Annotated in this window: 13 protein-coding genes; 4 read left to right on the top strand and 9 right to left on the bottom strand. The window is 43.1% G+C overall.

The genetic code is table 11. The features are described 5' to 3' along the window. Nucleotides 1-20 precede the first annotated feature (20 nt). Both glgD and PGW42_RS10350 read right to left on the bottom strand, forming a co-directional pair. Nucleotides 21-1139, bottom strand: a complete 1119-nt coding sequence (glgD, locus tag PGW42_RS10355; RefSeq protein WP_117559025.1) for a glucose-1-phosphate adenylyltransferase subunit GlgD — start codon at nucleotides 1137-1139, stop codon at nucleotides 21-23. Further along, the gene (locus tag PGW42_RS10350; protein ID WP_055157904.1) at nucleotides 1136-2410 is read right to left on the bottom strand and encodes a glucose-1-phosphate adenylyltransferase; all 1275 of its coding nucleotides are present in this window, start codon (nucleotides 2408-2410) and stop codon (nucleotides 1136-1138) included. Before PGW42_RS10350 ends, glgD begins: the two co-directional genes overlap by 4 nt. Before the next feature lie 210 nt (nucleotides 2411-2620). On the opposite strand from PGW42_RS10350, the gene murC reads away from it, so the two are divergent. From murC to PGW42_RS10330, 4 genes are all read left to right on the top strand, one after another. After that, nucleotides 2621-4000 (top strand): UDP-N-acetylmuramate--L-alanine ligase, encoded by a 1380-nt coding sequence (murC, locus tag PGW42_RS10345; protein WP_117824497.1) that lies wholly within the window; start codon nucleotides 2621-2623, stop codon nucleotides 3998-4000. Between the two features lie 121 nt (nucleotides 4001-4121). Continuing rightward, complete coding sequence (locus PGW42_RS10340) at nucleotides 4122-5222, top strand: DnaD domain protein (RefSeq protein ID WP_055261721.1); 1101 nt, start codon at nucleotides 4122-4124, stop codon at nucleotides 5220-5222. Nucleotides 5223-5236: 14 nt separating this feature from the next. Beyond that, nucleotides 5237-6232: an ATP-binding protein gene (locus PGW42_RS10335; RefSeq protein WP_022221120.1), complete on the top strand. Its 996-nt coding sequence runs from the start codon at nucleotides 5237-5239 to the stop codon at nucleotides 6230-6232. Further along, the gene (locus PGW42_RS10330) at nucleotides 6232-7419 is read left to right on the top strand and encodes a ribose-phosphate pyrophosphokinase (protein ID WP_055261717.1); all 1188 of its coding nucleotides are present in this window, start codon (nucleotides 6232-6234) and stop codon (nucleotides 7417-7419) included. Before PGW42_RS10335 ends, PGW42_RS10330 begins: the two co-directional genes overlap by 1 nt. Before the next feature lie 91 nt (nucleotides 7420-7510). On the opposite strand, the gene PGW42_RS10325 is transcribed toward PGW42_RS10330, so the two are convergent. The 7 genes from PGW42_RS10325 to vanR all read right to left on the bottom strand — a co-directional run bounded on the left by PGW42_RS10325 (nucleotide 7511) and on the right by vanR (nucleotide 16859). Further along, nucleotides 7511-9502: a glycoside hydrolase family 31 protein gene (locus tag PGW42_RS10325; protein WP_270203550.1), complete on the bottom strand. Its 1992-nt coding sequence runs from the start codon at nucleotides 9500-9502 to the stop codon at nucleotides 7511-7513. Nucleotides 9503-9513: 11 nt separating this feature from the next. Continuing rightward, a complete protein-coding gene (locus PGW42_RS10320; RefSeq protein ID WP_270203551.1) occupies nucleotides 9514-11187 on the bottom strand; it encodes a glycoside hydrolase family 13 protein in 1674 nt (557 codons plus the stop codon). A 218-nt stretch (nucleotides 11188-11405) separates the two neighbouring features. Then, nucleotides 11406-12413 carry a LacI family DNA-binding transcriptional regulator gene (locus tag PGW42_RS10315; protein ID WP_117559018.1) on the bottom strand — a complete coding sequence of 336 codons (1008 nt, stop codon included), beginning with the start codon at nucleotides 12411-12413 and terminating at the stop codon, nucleotides 11406-11408. 20 nt (nucleotides 12414-12433) lie between these two features. Beyond that, nucleotides 12434-13987 carry an ATP-binding protein gene (locus PGW42_RS10310; protein ID WP_270203552.1) on the bottom strand — a complete coding sequence of 518 codons (1554 nt, stop codon included), beginning with the start codon at nucleotides 13985-13987 and terminating at the stop codon, nucleotides 12434-12436. After that, a complete protein-coding gene (locus PGW42_RS10305; protein WP_270203553.1) occupies nucleotides 13984-15045 on the bottom strand; it encodes a metallophosphoesterase family protein in 1062 nt (353 codons plus the stop codon). The genes PGW42_RS10310 and PGW42_RS10305 overlap by 4 nt, the downstream gene beginning before the upstream one ends. Beyond that, nucleotides 14951-16180, bottom strand: coding sequence for a sensor histidine kinase (locus PGW42_RS10300; RefSeq protein ID WP_270203554.1), 1230 nt, complete (start codon nucleotides 16178-16180; stop codon nucleotides 14951-14953). Before PGW42_RS10300 ends, PGW42_RS10305 begins: the two co-directional genes overlap by 95 nt. Continuing rightward, the gene (gene vanR, locus PGW42_RS10295) at nucleotides 16170-16859 is read right to left on the bottom strand and encodes a VanR-ABDEGLN family response regulator transcription factor (RefSeq protein ID WP_008371692.1); all 690 of its coding nucleotides are present in this window, start codon (nucleotides 16857-16859) and stop codon (nucleotides 16170-16172) included. The genes PGW42_RS10300 and vanR overlap by 11 nt, the downstream gene beginning before the upstream one ends. Between the last annotated feature and the right edge of the window lie 52 nt (nucleotides 16860-16911).

The following is a 16911-nucleotide window of genomic DNA, read 5'->3' as shown; positions in this document are numbered from 1 at the left end:
TTACAAGTCCCCCTCAGTTTTTATAATGCGTACCTTTCGTTCTTTTCTATTACTACTTTCACGCCATCTTCACCAACATGCCGTGTATTGGCACGGATCGTATCCCTGCTCTCTACAATACAGTTCTCAATGTAAGTATTGTCCCCAAGATACACATCATTTAAAATAATTGAGTTTTTGATCACACAATTATTTCCAACAAACACTTTTTTAAACAGAACCGAATTCTCAACGGTTCCGTTGATAATGCTTCCGCTTGCCACAAGGCTGTTCTTAACGACCGCACCCGGATTATATTTTGCCGGAGGCAGGTCTGTCACCTTGGAATAAATACTTGGAAGCTGCTTAAAGAAATAGTTCCGGACTTCCGGTTTGAGGAAATCCATGTTTGTCTTATAATAGGCATCGACCGTGGAAATATTGCTCCAGTAGTCTTTTATCTTATAACCGTATATCTTTTTCAGATTCTTGTATCTGATCAGGATATCCGTTACAAAATCATATCTGTCTTCCTCAGCTGAATGCTCGATCAGATCGATCAGCTGACGTCTGCGGATGATATAGATTCCTGTGGAAATCGTGTTGGAATTTGCCACCATCGGTTTTTCCTCAAAATCTTCGATCCGCATATTCTCATTCATCTTCAGGATGCCAAAACGGGTTGCATCCTCGCCCTGATCCAGATCCCGGCATACCACAGTGATATCTGCTTTCTTGGCAATGTGGTATTCCAGTACTTTGTTATAATCCATCTTGTAAACCGCATCACCGGATGTGATGATCACATAAGGTTCATGGCACCTCTTCAGGAAATCCAGGTTCTGATAGATCGCATCTGCCGTTCCACGATACCAGTAGCCATTGTCTGCTGTGATCGTCGGTGTAAATACATAAAGACCACCCTGCTTACGTCCGAAATCCCACCACTTGGAAGAATTCAAATGTTCATTCAGTGAACGTGCATTATACTGAGTAAGTACTGCTACCTTCTGGATGTGCGAATTGGACATATTGCTGAGTGCAAAATCAATTGCCCGGTAGCTTCCTGCAATCGGCATCGCTGCCACTGCACGCCTCTGTGTAAGCTCCCGCATCTTGTTGTTGTTACCGCCTGCTAAAATGATTCCAACTGCTCTCATGATCTGTCACCCGCCTTTATCAATACTCCGCCGCTTTCAAGAGCACCCTGTACATAATCCTCCTTCACGGTAATACCGCTGATCGCAGTATTCTTTCCAATCTGTACTCCTGCCGGAATCACAGAATTCTCACCGATCGTAACCAGTCCGGAATTGTAGATATCAGACCTGAGCTTGTTCGGTGCTTCATTGCCGATTCCAAGGGTTACATTATCTCCAACCTTAACATTCTCCGCAATGATCGCTTTGTCGATCACACAGTCATTTCCTATCGCAACATCCTGCATGATGATCGAATCCCGGATCACGCAGCCTTGTCCAACAACAACACCTGCGCCGATCACACAGTTATGTATCTCGCCGTATATCTCAGCTCCGTCGCCAATGATGCTTCTGTCGATCACAGCTTCTTTTGAGATATACTGTGGCGGTATAATTGAATTATTCGTATAAATTTTCCAGAATTCCTCATAAAGATTAAATTCAGGAATAATGTCGATCAGTTCCATATTAGCTTCCCAGTAAGAACTCAATGTACCGACATCCTTCCAGTAACCATTATATTCATATGCAAACAGTCTCTGCTTCTTTTCATGACAATACGGAATGATATGCTTTCCGAAATCACATCCCGGCTGATCTTTCATCTTGATCAGTGCCTCTTTGAGCACCGGCCAGCTGAAAATATAAATTCCCATGGACGCAAGATTGCTCCGCGGATTCGCCGGCTTCTCCTCAAACTCGGTGATTCTCTTGTCTTCATCGGTAATTACGATTCCGAAACGACTTGCTTCTTCGATCGGAACCGGCATTGCCGCGATCGTCACATCTGCATGATTCTCCTTGTGAAAATCCAACATGACCTCGTAATCCATCTTGTAAATATGATCTCCTGATAAGATCAGTACATAATCCGGATTAAATGTCTCCATATACTCCAGATTCTGATAAATTGCATTCGCCGTTCCTGTATACCATTCGCTGCTTGTACTCTTCTCATACGGCGGAAGAATTGACACCCCTCCGATATTCCGGTCCAGATCCCACGGAATACCAATTCCAATATGTGTATTAAGCCTGAGTGGTTGATACTGGGTCAGGACACCGACTGTATCGATTCCTGAGTTGATACAGTTACTCAGCGGAAAATCAATGATCCTGTATTTGCCGCCAAATGCAACAGCCGGTTTAGCAACTTTTGCAGTCAGGACGCCAAGTCTGCTGCCCTGTCCTCCTGCCAATAGCATTGCTATCATTTCCTTTTTTATCATGTCTTCACCCCTTCTCAGTAATTCTGGTTTTTTCATTATAACATATTACATACATATAGTGAACATATTTTACAAAAATATTTCTGTTTACCTATCTTTTTTATAGAAATATCACAAAAAGAAAAGGTTTGGTTTTTGACCTATCTATGTTATAATTATGCACGTAAGTCAAATACTATGAAACAAATTCACAGAACAGGAAGTGTCATTATGTATAAAATTGATTTTAATCAGCCTTGCCATATCCACTTCATCGGAATTGGCGGCATCAGTATGAGTGGACTCGCTGAGATCCTTCTTGAAGAAGGCTTCACAGTATCCGGATCCGATAACAAAGAATCGGCACTTACGGATCATCTGTCTCAGAATGGTGCAACCGTATTTTACGGTCAGAAAGCTTCCAATATTATAGACGGTATCGACCTTGTAGTTTATACCGCAGCGATCCACGAAGACAACGAAGAATTTGCAGAAGCAAAGCGTCAGAATCTTCCGATGTTATCCAGAGCAGAATTACTCGGTCAGCTTATGACTAACTATAAGACACCGGTTGCTATATCCGGTACACACGGTAAGACAACCACAACTTCTATGCTTTCTCATATTGCTCTTGCAGCAGACCTGGATCCGACAATCTCTGTCGGCGGTATCCTGAAAGCGATCGAAGGCAATATCCGTGTCGGCGGACCTGACCTTTTTATCACGGAAGCATGCGAATATACCAACAGTTTCCTGCACTTTTTCCCGAAAATCGGTATTATTCTGAATGTGGATGCGGATCATCTGGACTTTTTTAAAGACCTGGACGATATCCGTAATTCTTTCCACCTTTTTGCTAAGCTTCTTCCGGAAAACGGAACTCTCGTCATCAACGGAGATATTGATAAAATTGAAGAGATCACCTCCGATCTTTCCTGTCGTGTTATTACTTTTGGCAAAGAAGCTTCCCTGGATTACAGTGCAGCCAATATTACTTATAACGAACAGGGCAATGCCTCTTTCGATGTCGTAAAAGACGGACAGAATGTTGCACATCTCGCTCTTGCAGTTGGCGGTGAGCACAACGTATATAACGCACTTGCGGCAATCGCAGTTGCCGATATTCTTGGTGTTCCTGCGGAGACGATCCAGACAGGTCTTGCTTCCTTCCACGGAACAGACCGCCGTTTTGAATACAAAGGTGAAGTCGGCGGAGTGACTATCATTGATGATTACGCACACCATCCGACAGAGATCGCAGCAACTCTGAAAAGTGCTGCACATTATCCACATAAAAAGCTGTGGTGTATTTTCCAGCCACATACTTATACCCGTACAAAAGCATTATTCTCAGAATTTGCTGAAGCACTCGCACATGCAGACCATGTAATCCTTGCTGACATCTATGCAGCGCGTGAGACAGATACTTTAGGCATCTCTTCTGCACAGCTTGCAGATGCAGTCAAAGAACATGGATGTGACGCAACTTATCTTCCAAGCTTTGCAGCCATCGAAGAATTCGTCACCACCCATTGTCAGCCTGGCGATCTTCTGATCACAATGGGTGCCGGAGATGTTGTAACCATTGGGGAAGACCTGTTAAAAGCCTGATTTTCTCCAATATTTGCGAAATTTTATCTGTAATAACAAAAATTTCCGTCAGAAAATTCTTTTTTACAATCTGGGATGATGTTATAATGAACAAAGTCAGAAAAGAAAGGAAGCGGAAATTATGAGTGCACTTATTTTGCGCAATCATTCCCACAATAACATAACGATCGTGGAGAATGACTTTATCGATCATTATATGGTATCTGCGAACGGAGAATATGTAAAAGTCTATCTTCTTCTTCTCCGTTATCAGAATATCCCGGAGCAGCTTCCGGATATCCCGCAGATGGCAGACCTTCTGGAGAATACCGAAGGCGATATCCTGCGCGCACTCAAATACTGGGAAAAAGAAGGAATTCTTTCTCTCGAATATGACGAAACAAATGAACTCGCCGGAATCTGTATCGGAAAAGCACCAACTCATCAGACACCTGTCAAAGCGGCTTTCCATACACCTTCCGCACAGTCTGCTTCCGTTCATGAAAAATCTCCGGTCGCGCAGTCTGATGGAAATACCACTGTTTCAGACAAAGCTGCCGGTCAGAATCTTCCTGCATCAAGACGTTCCCTTGCTGCAAGAAGAGAATTAAAGCAGATTCTTTTTATTGCTGAACAATATCTTGGCAAAACCTTATCCCGTACCGATGTTGATGCGATTACCTACTTTTATGATTCCCTTGGTTTTTCCGCAGACCTGATCGAGTATCTGATCGAATACTGTGTGGAGAACGGACATAAGAGCATGCATTACATTCAAAAAGTAGCACTTTCATGGGCAGATGAACATATTACAACCGTCGATCAGGCACGTAATTCCTCTGCATTTTACAACAAAACCTGCTATTCTATCCTGAATGCATTTGGCATCAAAGGGCGGGGACCTGCATCTGCCGAACTGGATTATATCCGCAAATGGCTGGAGGATGGGAATTTCGAACTGGATCTCATTCTGGAAGCATGCAACCGCACCATCAGTGCGATCCACCAGCCAAGTTTTGAATATACTGACAAGATTCTCGAAAACTGGAAGACGGGCAACGTTCGTACACTGGCAGATGTTGAGCGTCTTGATTCTGCCTTTGAGCAGGAAAAAGACCGGAGGAAAACTCCTTCGGGGCAAAACCGTACACCTTCTGCCCAGCAGCCTTCCAAATTCCGTAATTTTGAAGAACGTTCTTACAATATGGACGAGCTTACCAAAAAATTATTACGCAGTAACTAAGAAAGGGGAACACTGTGCCGTTAACTAATTCACAATACAATGCGCTGATGCGCGTATATGAAGAAAAAAGAGCGAAGAGCCGTGACCTCGCGAATCTTCACTACGAGCGTGCCTGCCAGAAGGTTCCGGAGCTTGCATCGATTGATGCCTCTATTTCTTCTGCCAGTCTTGATCAGGCGAAAAAGCTGCTCGCAGGCGATGACACTGCCCTCGCTTCTTTGAAGGAAGATATCCGGTCTCTTTCTGACAGACGCCGTCGACTCCTTTCCGACGCCGGATTCCCGGAAGACTATCTGGAACAGCATTTTGAATGTCCGGACTGTCAGGATACCGGCTATGTCGGCACGAAAAAGTGCCATTGCTTTTTAAAAGCGATCATTGATCTGTTCTACACCCAGTCCAACTTAAAAGGGCTTCTCGAACAGGAAAATTTTGAACATTTTAATTTTGATTATTATTCATCCAATTATAGAGACCGGCTTTCCGGTCAGAATTCCCGCGAGCTTGCAACGCGGGCTTATCAGGAATGTATGAATTTCATCCACAATTTTGATACCGAACATGGTAATCTGCTCCTTTTTGGGAATACTGGTATTGGGAAGACATTTCTCAGTCACTGCATTGCAAAAGAAGTAATGGATTCTCTGCATTCCGTTCTTTACCTGACTGCCTCTGAATTTTTCGATGCGCTCCTTGAAAAAGCACTGACCCGGAATGATGAGAGCTGTCTTTTATATGAGCAGATCCACCAGTGTGATCTGCTGATCATTGATGACCTGGGAACCGAACGAAATACAGACTTTGTCGTTTCTCAGCTTTTTGTGTGTTTAAATGATCGGATCCTGAACAGGAAATCCACGATCATTTCTACTAATCTTACTCTGGAGGAAATCAAGACGAACTATACAGAACGTACATTTTCCCGGATAAGCAACCATTATAAGATACTTCGCCTTGCCGGTGATGATATCCGCATTCAAAAGAAACTTATGTACAGGGAGGAACACTGATGTTACATCGAAGTGAACGAATTCTGGATAATATTCCAGTTGGCTCTCTCGGCATTATTGCTGTAGACGGCTGTGAAGAGATGGGAAATAAAGTCAATGACTATCTCGTAAAATGGAGAAAGGAAGAGACTCGTTTCCAGAAAGACAATCTTGTTTTCAACGGCTACGAAAAGCCGAACTATCTGATCAACGCAAAAGTACCGCGTTTTGGATCTGGTGAAGCCAAAGGTATTATCAATGAGTCTGTACGTGGAAAAGACCTTTATCTGATGGTCGATGTCTGCAACTACAGCCTGACTTATTCGCTCAGCGGCAATACCAACCATATGTCACCGGACGACCATTTCCAGAACCTGAAGCGTGTCATCGCCGCTGTAGGAGGAAAAGCACGTCGTCTGAACGTCATTATGCCTTTCCTGTATGAAAGCCGCCAGCACAAGAGAAGCGGTCGTGAATCACTGGACTGTGCACTTGGTCTGCAGGAGCTTGTCCGCATGGGTGTTGACAATATCATCACTTTCGATGCACACGACCCACGTGTCCAGAATGCGATCCCGCTGAACGGATTTGAGACGATCCGTCCGACTTACCAGTTCGTAAAAGGACTGTTAAAGCATGTGCCGGATCTTCAGATCGATGCCGATCATATGATGGCAATCAGCCCGGATGAAGGTGCAACCGGACGTGCAATCTACTTTGCCAACGTACTCGGTCTTGATATGGGTATGTTCTACAAACGTCGTGACTACACAACCATCGTAGACGGACGTAACCCGATCGTAGCACACGAATTCCTTGGCTCTTCCGTAGAAGGAAAAGATGTGATCATCCTCGATGATATGATTTCGTCAGGTGACAGTATCCTCGATGTAGCACGCCAGCTCAAGATGCGTAAAGCAAAACGTATCTACGCTGCTGCAACCTTCGGACTTTTCACAAACGGTATGGAAAAATTCGACCAGGCTTACGAAGAAGGACTGATCAACGGAATCCTCACAACAAACCTGATCTATCAGACACCGGAACTGCTCAGCCGTCCTTACTACATCAACTGCGACATGAGCAAGTACATCGCACTGGTGATCGATACACTGAACCATGATGCTTCTATCAGCAGCATCCTTGATCCAAGCGAACGTATCCAGAATGTAGTTGAGAAATATAAAAAAGGGGAAGCGATCGATTAATTTATACGAGCGAAATTTTTCCGCTATATGACAAAAAATACTGCTTGAATATCATTTTGATATCTAAGCAGTATTTTTTTACTCTTAAACGTTAATTTGTAAATACTCGGTAATTTTCTTTCTTATCGTAATCTTTGCGGATCCCGTCATCCTCATACATGGTATAACTGCTGTTTTCGTATCCGATAAGCTGCAGATGTTCGGTATCAATATTCTTCACACACTCTGCCGCTTCTGCAACCGGGATACATTTACCATTTCGAATGAAGAGCGGTACTTCATTTGATGCCACATCTACATAATGGATACCTTTCGCGAGAATCTCTTCCGAAATGCTTCCATCCGGCAGGAACTTGACAAATTTCATTTCTTCCGGCAGATAAACATAACGGCCTCTTGCGTTCTGCTCGTAAACCGGAGCAATCATGATCTCGTTTCCGAGCATCAGCTGATCCTCTACTCGGATTGCTCTCTTGTCATCCGGATAAACAAACCCTAACGGCTTAAAATACATGTCATCACTCAGCGCAGCTTTCATGTACTCGCTGTACAGATACGGCACAAGACGATATCTGGTGTTAATGATAGCACGGAAATCCTCGATATTTTCGAACTGATAACATTCCTGCTCTCTTGTTCCCGTCGCCGAATGATTACGCATCAGTGGTGTAAATACACCAAGTGCGAGAAAACGTAGCAGCAATTCTCTTGTTGTATCAGCACCAAAACCTCCAAGGTCAGCACCTGTATACAGGAAACCACACATGTTCAGAGACGGCAGCATCTTCAGGTTAAGAAGGATATGTGACCACCAGGATTTATTATCTCCGGTCCAGATTCCTCCATAACGATGCATTCCGATGTAAGAAGATCTGGAAAACATCAGAAAACGTTTTTCCGGGTCAATGCGTTCAAATGCTTCTCCGGCCGCTCTTGTCATATTATAGCCAAAAAGATTATGTACTTTGTCATGGCGGATCTTTTTGCCATCCACATTGTGATAAAATCTTTTATAGTCTTCCGGATTATTTGCAATACTGAGCATCTTGTCCTGCATTTCCCAGGAATGGATCTTGCCTTCGGTATCCTTTGCAAACTCTCCGGCAAGTTCTTTTGCCTCTGCAAGGCCTTCGGAAGAATAAAAGATCGCAGGCTCGTTCATATCATTCCAGAAACCTTCTATTCCCTGTTCGATCAGAAAACGATATTTGTCCCCGAACCATTTTCTGGCTTCCGGATTCAGCATATCCGGAAAATGGGTATCTCCCGGCCATACAGCTGCAACAAAATCACTTCCGTCTTCTCTCTTGCAGAAATAGTTGTTTTTGACACCTTCCTCGTAAATCTCATATCCCGGCTCAACCTTGACACCGGCATCAATGATCGGAATCAGGCGAATACTCTGGTCATTCATTTCCTGTACGAATTCCGGAAAATCCGGGAAATTTTCTTCACTCACTGTGAAATCTTTAAATGACTGCATATAGTCAATATCCATGTAAATCATGTCGATCGGAATATGATTCTCCCGATATCCTTTTGCGACAGTACGGAAATCTTCTTTCGTCGTATAACCCCAGCGGCTCTGTCCGAAACCAAAGGCAAACTTCGGTGGGATATAGCTGCGTCCGATTACATGGCGGAACTGTTTTACGATATCATAAGCATTCTCACCTTCAAGCACGTAGATATCCAAGTCAGCATTTTCGCAAGATACCTTAATGGTATCCTCTCTGTCATATCCAATATCAAAGGTCAGTTTTGAGGGATAGTCGAAAAACAATCCAAACGTCCTCTTTCCGCTCACAACAATGAAGTTATGGGCTCCGTACAGAGAACGCTTGTCCTCTGTGTGTACCGGATCATCTGTACAATTACTGATATAACAGTACCCTCTCTTGTTGATTCCACGATTGGCTTCACCCAGACCATAGACAATATCATCTTCATCCATGATATAAGTAAAAACAAATCCTTCCTCCTGACTGACCTCTCCATACGGGAGAACGCCCTTAGTTGTTTCAATCTTTTCAGTCAGTGCCTCCGTATCAAACGGAGTTCCATATCTATATTTTCTAATCATTTCTTTATCACCTAGTGTTTATAATATAGTACAAATGCTTCATATGGATTCAGAACAATTTTTCCTTCAAATTCTTTTCTTCCAAGGTTTGTGATCAGACACTCTGCGCCTTTGAATTCTTCCGGCACTTCTACTTCTGCATTCTTATCGCTGAAGTTGCAGACGGTCAGAAGTTTTTCCTGATCCTGTTTTCTTGTGTAAGCAAAAATCTGTTCATCATCACGGTAAAGTGGTTCAAATTCGCCATAAACAATAATATCTTTTTCTTTACGCAATCGGATCAGTTTCTGATAGTAATGGAAAACAGAATCCGGATCTTCAAGCTGCTGTGCTGCATTGATCTTTTTGTAGTTCGGGTTTACTTTGATCCAAGGCTCGCCCTCTGTGAATCCGGCCTGTTTACTGTCGTCCCACTGCATCGGAGTTCTCGCATTGTCACGGCTTCTCAGCATCAGACATTTCATCATGTGTTCCGGAGTCATAAGGCCTGATTCCGTAAACTCTTCAAAGTAATTAATACTTTCAATATCACGGTAATCTTCCAGTTTGTCAAAATAGACATTTGTCATGCCAAGCTCTTCACCCTGATATACATATGGCGTTCCCTGCATCATATGAATACAGGTAGCCAGCATTTTTGCAGAGGTTTCTCTGTATACCGGATTGTCATTTCCAAAACGGCTGACACTCCTCGGTTGATCATGATTACCTAAAAACAAACTGTTCCACGCCTTACCCTGAAGTTCTTCCTGCCATTTGATCATGATACTTTTGAACTCTTTGAAGTCATATTTTGCAGTCGTCCACTTTCCATAATCTCCGCATCCACTCTCCACATGCTCGAATTGGAATACCATGTTCAATTCATTTCGGTCATCACCCGCATATTTCTGTGCTTCTTCTATTGTGACTCCTGCGGTCTCACCGACTGTCATGATATCATATTTTGAAAGAACTTTTTGATTCATTTCCTGAAGGAATTCGTGGATCCTTGGACCATGTACACAATATGGTCCAAAGTCCCCATAAAGACCGTTATTCATTTCTCCGTCCGGAAATCTCTGATCTTTGGAAATCATACTGATAACATCCATTCGGAAGCCATCGATTCCTTTTTCACACCAGAATTTCATCATGTCATAAACTTCCTGGCGTACTTTTTCATTTTCCCAATTGAGATCCGGCTGTTTTTTTGAAAACAGATGCAGATAATACATCTGAGTTTGCGGATCATATTCCCATGCAGAACCGCCAAATACTCCGCCCCAGTTATTAGGTTCTTTTCCGTTTACCGGATCTTTCCAGATATAATAATCACGATATGGATTATCTTTTGATTTTCTGCTTTCAATAAACCAGTTATGTTCATCTGAAGTATGGTTGACTACGAGATCCATCAGAATCCTGATGGATCTTTTGTGTGCTTCACACAACAATTCCTCGTAATCCTCCATCGTTCCATATTCTTCATAAATTCTGCGGTAATCAGAAATATCGTAACCATTATCGTCCTGAGGTGATTCCAGCATCGGAGAAATCCACAATACATTTACCCCAAGTTCTTTGAGGTAATCCAGTTTCTGTATGATTCCTCTGATATCTCCCACACCATCACCGTTACTGTCTTTAAAACTCTTTGGATATATCTGATATACTACACTTTCTTTCCACCATTTTTTCTCCATGCCAAATCTCCTCGTTTATAATTGTTTAGTATTATTTAACCGCTCCTGTAACAACACTATTCATGATACCCCATACATCTTAGAAAAATCAAGAGGTTTCTCGCGAAACTATAAAAGACAACAAAGTTTATTTCCTGTTTTTATACAGTCTGCACAAAAACAACCAGACCATTCCACCGGCTTACCTGTATACATGCAAAGTTGAAAAAAGGATCCTGTCATTCCCTGACAGAATCCCTCTTTACCAGATAGACTGGATTTTTTATATTTAATTCGTCCAGTGTCTCTCCCTGAATTAATTTCAGCAGACGTTTCAGCGCCACATGCGCCTTTTGCGGAACATCCTGATGAACCGTTGTCAGTTTCGGTCGAACCATACTTGCGTAGACACTGTCATCATATCCTGTAACAGAAATCTGATCTGGAACCATGATGCCTTCATCAAAAAAGAAATTTATCGCTTCCATCGCATTATAATCTGAGGAAAACGCAAGTGCTTTTGCTTCTAAAAAACGTGGGAGAAGCTCTCTGTATTTTCTGAGACGCAATCTTTTTTCACTCGGAATAATTATATATCGGGAGCGACTGCAGAATCCCCCCGATTTTTCCATCGCCTGTTTGAATCCCATCCACCGATAGTAATCACTGTCTCTCTCCGTTTCCGCAACAAACAATGCTTTCTTATATCCACAGGAATACAGGTATTCTCCAATCTGATACCCTCCCGAATAATCATCTATACCGACATTCTGGAAGGTATAAGCACCTTCCGGATAAGCATCGATCAGAATCATTTTCTTGTTTAATCTGCGCGAAAGCCTGCGATACTGTTCTTCATTGTAGCCAAGGATAAGCAATCCCTCTACATTCCATTTTGAGGCAATATCCACTACATTCTGAATACTTTCACCGCCAATAAGCATAACATAATATCCATTTTCTTCCGTTTCCATCTGAATCGTTCCGATCAGTTCTCCCACAAATGGATCCTGAAGTGACTGCATACCATGGGCATAAGAAAATCCGAGTACTACACCTATAATTCTGGAACCATGGCCGGAAAGCATCACGGAACCCATATGCGGAACATAGTTCTGTTCTTTAAGAATAGTCGTGATTTTATCAATCGTTTTCTGGGAAACTCTTTTGGTATTGCCATTTATAACATTAGATACCGTAGTACGGCTGACACCTGCCATTTCTGCAATATCCTGAAGCCGAATCATAAAATCTTCCTCCTCTTTCTTTACAACATTATCTTATGATATCCATACCCCATCTTTTCCAGCATTTCCATCTCTCTCTTCTGGCAGCTGAATATGATCACCTGCCGCTTACTGTCTTTCAGCCAGCGAAGGGTCTGCGCAAGTCTCCTGTCATCATAATAGCCGAATGCATCATCCAGGATCACCGGACATTCTTCCTCGTGGAGAATTTTTGTTGCGGCCATCCGGATTGCAAAATAAATCTGTTCCAGCGTTCCACGGCTTACCTGATCCATGGATATCTTTTTCCCATTACTCATAAGCTGCACATGCAGATTTTCGTCTACCCAGAGTCTGTTATATTTTCCATCTGTGATGGCATCCATGATTGCAGATACTTCTGTATTCATAAGATCGCTTGTCCGGCTCTGCATCTGTGCGGCAAGTCTGGTCAACTGTTCCATAGCAAGTTCAACACCCTGCTTGTTTTTTAATCGCTCTATCTCTTCACTGTTCATCTCATCGAACTCGCCGACTCGTTCCTGCAGATTTTCATACAACACTTCTTTTTCATGATAGGTTTCCTGTACTTTTGCAAGCTTTCCTTTCTGCCTCTCATAATCTGCCTTGAAAGAAATGCCCTGTTCTTTTATCTCCTGTAATCTGGCTTTCTTTTTCTTCTTTCCATCTTTCAGACAATTCCAGACATACAGTCCTTCAGCCAGTGCCACCACGATTGCCACAAGAAAATTCCACGGCTTATAAAAAAGCAGAAAAGTCACAAAAAATGCCCCCAGCATACTCACTGCCTCCAGTGGATGAATCCTCCACCCGGCAAAATATCCTGCTGCCTCTTCCCGTTTCTTCCGCTTTTTATCTTCATTTACCCAGCTTTCCCATTCTCTGCGTTTCTCTTCACAGCTTCTTTTCAGCTGTTCCGCTTCATTTTCTAACTGATGCAGATCCCGCCAGACATAGGATGCCTCCATCTCTGCCCGCTCTTTCTTTTCGCTGATCAGCTGCCTCTTTTCACGTTCTTCTTTTTCCAGCTCTTTCTTCCGCTCTTTTAAAAGGGCAAGCGCCCCTTCGAGGTCAATCTCGCTGTTCCCGGTTGCATAATAATTTGCCGCATAATTCTTCAGCTCCGCCGCCAGTATTTCTCCGGTCTGTACCCGGAGCTGTCCTATCGAAACTGTATTTTCATAATCACTTTCTGTCATACCACCTAACAGAATTTCCAGATCCCCATGCTCAAGTGACAATTCTTCTCCATCATCTTCACAGATCAGAGAGCCGCCTTTCGCATACCGATCGAAATTTCGCTCCAGCAGGAATTTTCGACCGCCACAGGTAAACCGCAGGATTCCCGCATAAAAGTTTGGATTCTCCCAAGGCTCATAGGTACGGAATGTATCTGTTGCGGCGGCACGCCCGCGCTTTCTTTCCATTCCAAAAAGCATTCCCTTCAGAAAGGTATGCAGCGTTGTTTTTCCCGATTCGTTTTCTCCGTAAATAATATTGATCCCATCCGCAAGCAGGATCTGCTTATTCGTGAACTTACCGAAATTCTTCAGGATCAGTTCTGTTATCTTCATAATTTGCTCCCCTTTGCCTCCAGCATGGCCTGTACTCCCTCAGCCAATGCAATTGCCTCCACACTGTCATCCTTTGCTTCTGCAAAACTTTCTATATACCAGCCCAGAAGATTTCCTGCATTTTGTTTTTTCAACTTTTCATAATCATATGCCGGCTTTGTTTCATCCAGGATTTCGACAATATTTCCATAGGAATCCATCCGGTCGGTATCATAGATCATATCCGGATCCCGAAATCCCCGCAGAATGATTTTATAAATGTTCTGTATACCTCTTTCCCGTATGGCAAGGGAAATTTTTTCTTTCATTTCCCGTCCGGTCATCTCTCTTCCTGCTTCTACTTCCATATGCACATATTCTCTGGATGCAAAAGGAATAAATTCCGTCCGGGTTCTTCCATTTTTAATCTCCCCTTTGATATAACCATGCTTCCCGGTGTCATTTTTATCTGTAGGCTCTAGGGATCCTGCGTAATACATCCGGTCCTTTGCAAGCTCTGCCGGAAGATGAATGTGCCCAAGAGCAATATAATCATATCCCAGCTTCAGTAATTCGTTCTTTCGGAACGGGATATGCTTTTCATCGCCGCCATGGGCCAGAAGGATGGAAGATATTCCTCTTTTTTCCGGAAGGATTTTCTCATAAAGCGGTTCTGTGATCTCCCGTTCCTCATAGCTGAGTCCGTATATGCGGACTCCAAGCTCTTTAAATTCCATACAGGCAGGTTTCTGAGACAAAAACATGTGCACCGGTCCCTGCCATTTATAATTCCGGTAATAGGACGTACTTTTCAGGTAATCATGGTTGCCCACCATCAGCACGACCTGTGTATGTGTCAGTCTGGAAAATAAATAATCCAGTTCCTTCAGCTCTCTTAAAAGCGGCTGTCTGTGAAACAGATCCCCTGCGATCAGAAGAAGATCTGTCTGTTCTTCTTCACAGATATTTAAAAGACGCTCAAAGCTATTCCACAGTTCTTCCGGTCGCTTTGCGGTGTAAGAACTTCCTGCGTCCGGCTCTGCCCCCAGATGAATGTCCGCTGTGTGTATGAATTTCATTACTTTCTACTCCTCCTTTAAGGGGAAGTGTCACGATAAAACGTGTCTTTCCCCCACTGCTCTCGGCAATGATCTGTCCCTTATGCAGCTCTACAATCTCTTTTGCAATGGCAAGCCCCAGTCCTGCTCCTCCGGTACTGCTGGATCTCGACGCATCCGCGCGATAAAATTTATCAAAGATCCTCTTCAGGCTCTCTTCCGGTATCGTATCTCCTTCATTTTCAAAACAGATTCTTACCTGGTTCTCCTCCTTGGCAGCCTGGATCAGAAGCACACTTTTCTCCCGGCAGTATGCTATGGCATTTCGCAGAATATTATCAAAAACCCTGGCAAGCTTATCCGGATCTCCCTCGATCAGGATCTCTTCCTCTGCTTCCACCTTGCAGGTCAGCATCTTCTCCTGAAGTACCCCATAGAGTTCGTCTGCAATCTGTTCCAGCATCATGGTCAGATCAATATCCACCTTATCCAGTTCAATATCCTGCAGATTCAACTTTATACTTTCAAAAAACTCTTTCAAAAGATTCCCCAGTCGATTCGCCTTCTCCAGAGATATCTGCGTATATTTGGCGCGCTCCTCTGCCGGCATCTCCGGATGAGAATCCAGCATACTCAGATACGCCACCACAGAAGTAAGCGGTGTTTTTAAATCATGTGCCAGAAAAAGCAGGACATCATTTTTCCTCTGCTCAAGCTTTTCTGCCTCTTCCTCCTGGCTCCTTAATGTCTCTTTAATCTCATTGAGACGATCCTCGATTGGTTTTAACTCCGTAATCAGCCGGATTGGCTGGTCAGACGCTGAAATAATATTTTCAATCCCATCTTCTACCTGTTCCAGATAACGCGTCATTTTTGAAAGTGCCACATAAAAAAACAACGAAAATAAAAGTAAAAAACCGAGGATCATAAAGAACACTTTATTATTGCCGATCCACTGCCAATACAAAGATGTTGCGTTCTCTTCACTCACATGAAAAGCTTCCAATATTCGCAAAAAGCCATTGGCAAAGCTGTCATTATAAATACCATCGATAAAATACTCCAGAATAAATCTGCCAACCAGCACCGTCAGGGCCGTAATAAAAACCGTCTGAAGCAATATGCTCAGTTTTAATTTTCTGTAATTATTCTTCAATTTTGTATCCCACTCCCCAGACAGTCTTGATAAGATCTGATTTTCCAGTCGGTTTACTCAATTTCTCACGCAGATGCCGGATATGTACCATCACCGTATTGTTGCTGTTCTTCAGATACTCTTCATGCCAGACCTCTTCAAATAATCTTTGTGAGCTGATCACCTTTCCGCGATTCTCACAAAGAATCCACAGAATCTCAAATTCCGTCGGTGTCAGCGGAAGAGACTGCTCATTATAGATGCATTCATGGGATTCTTTATTTAACAAGAGTCCTGCAAAATCAATGATATTCTCAGAATCACTTTTCTTACCATCGTTGTACTGCGTGTATCTGCGCATCTGTGCTTTCACTCTCGCTACCAGCTCCAGCGGGTTGAATGGTTTCGGAATATAGTCGTCAGCCCCCATCGTAAGCCCGGTGATCTTGTCCCGGTACTCCGTCTTCGCGGTCAACATAATCACCGGAAATGTGTATTTCTCACGGATCTTTCTCAGAATCGTGAAACCGTCAATATCCGGCAGCATCACATCCAGGATCGCCAGATCCACATTTGTCTTCTCAATACATTCCAATGCTTCCTGCCCTGTGTAAAATTTCAAAACATGGTATTCATTTTGCAGATATAATTCTACGACATCCGCAATTTCTTTTTCATCATCTACAACTAAAATATTCATATTTCACTTTTCCTTTCCGTATATAGAAAGATTTGCGTATAAAACAGCAGAC

It is taken from the genome of Coprococcus sp. TM115-187 (genome assembly GCF_027679115.1).
GTDB lineage: Bacteria > Bacillota > Clostridia > Lachnospirales > Lachnospiraceae > Allocoprococcus > Allocoprococcus comes.
This window is presented reverse-complemented; position numbering and strand designations above follow the sequence as displayed.

Bases quoted from the DNA above. Each gene is read 5' to 3' on its own strand.
- glgD (WP_117559025.1), bottom strand. From the start codon at position 1,139: ATGAGAGCAGTTGGAATCATTTTAGCAGGCGGTAACAACAACAAGATG.
- PGW42_RS10350 (WP_055157904.1), bottom strand. From the start codon at position 2,410: ATGATAAAAAAGGAAATGATAGCAATGCTATTGGCAGGAGGACAGGGC.
- murC (WP_117824497.1), top strand. From the start codon at position 2,621: ATGTATAAAATTGATTTTAATCAGCCTTGCCATATCCACTTCATCGGA.
- PGW42_RS10340 (WP_055261721.1), top strand. From the start codon at position 4,122: ATGAGTGCACTTATTTTGCGCAATCATTCCCACAATAACATAACGATC.
- PGW42_RS10330 (WP_055261717.1), top strand. From the start codon at position 6,232: ATGTTACATCGAAGTGAACGAATTCTGGATAATATTCCAGTTGGCTCT.
- PGW42_RS10325 (WP_270203550.1), bottom strand. From the start codon at position 9,502: ATGATTAGAAAATATAGATATGGAACTCCGTTTGATACGGAGGCACTG.
- PGW42_RS10320 (WP_270203551.1), bottom strand. From the start codon at position 11,187: ATGGAGAAAAAATGGTGGAAAGAAAGTGTAGTATATCAGATATATCCA.
- PGW42_RS10315 (WP_117559018.1), bottom strand. From the start codon at position 12,413: ATGATTCGGCTTCAGGATATTGCAGAAATGGCAGGTGTCAGCCGTACT.
- PGW42_RS10310 (WP_270203552.1), bottom strand. From the start codon at position 13,987: ATGAAGATAACAGAACTGATCCTGAAGAATTTCGGTAAGTTCACGAAT.
- PGW42_RS10305 (WP_270203553.1), bottom strand. From the start codon at position 15,045: ATGAAATTCATACACACAGCGGACATTCATCTGGGGGCAGAGCCGGAC.
- vanR (WP_008371692.1), bottom strand. From the start codon at position 16,859: ATGAATATTTTAGTTGTAGATGATGAAAAAGAAATTGCGGATGTCGTA.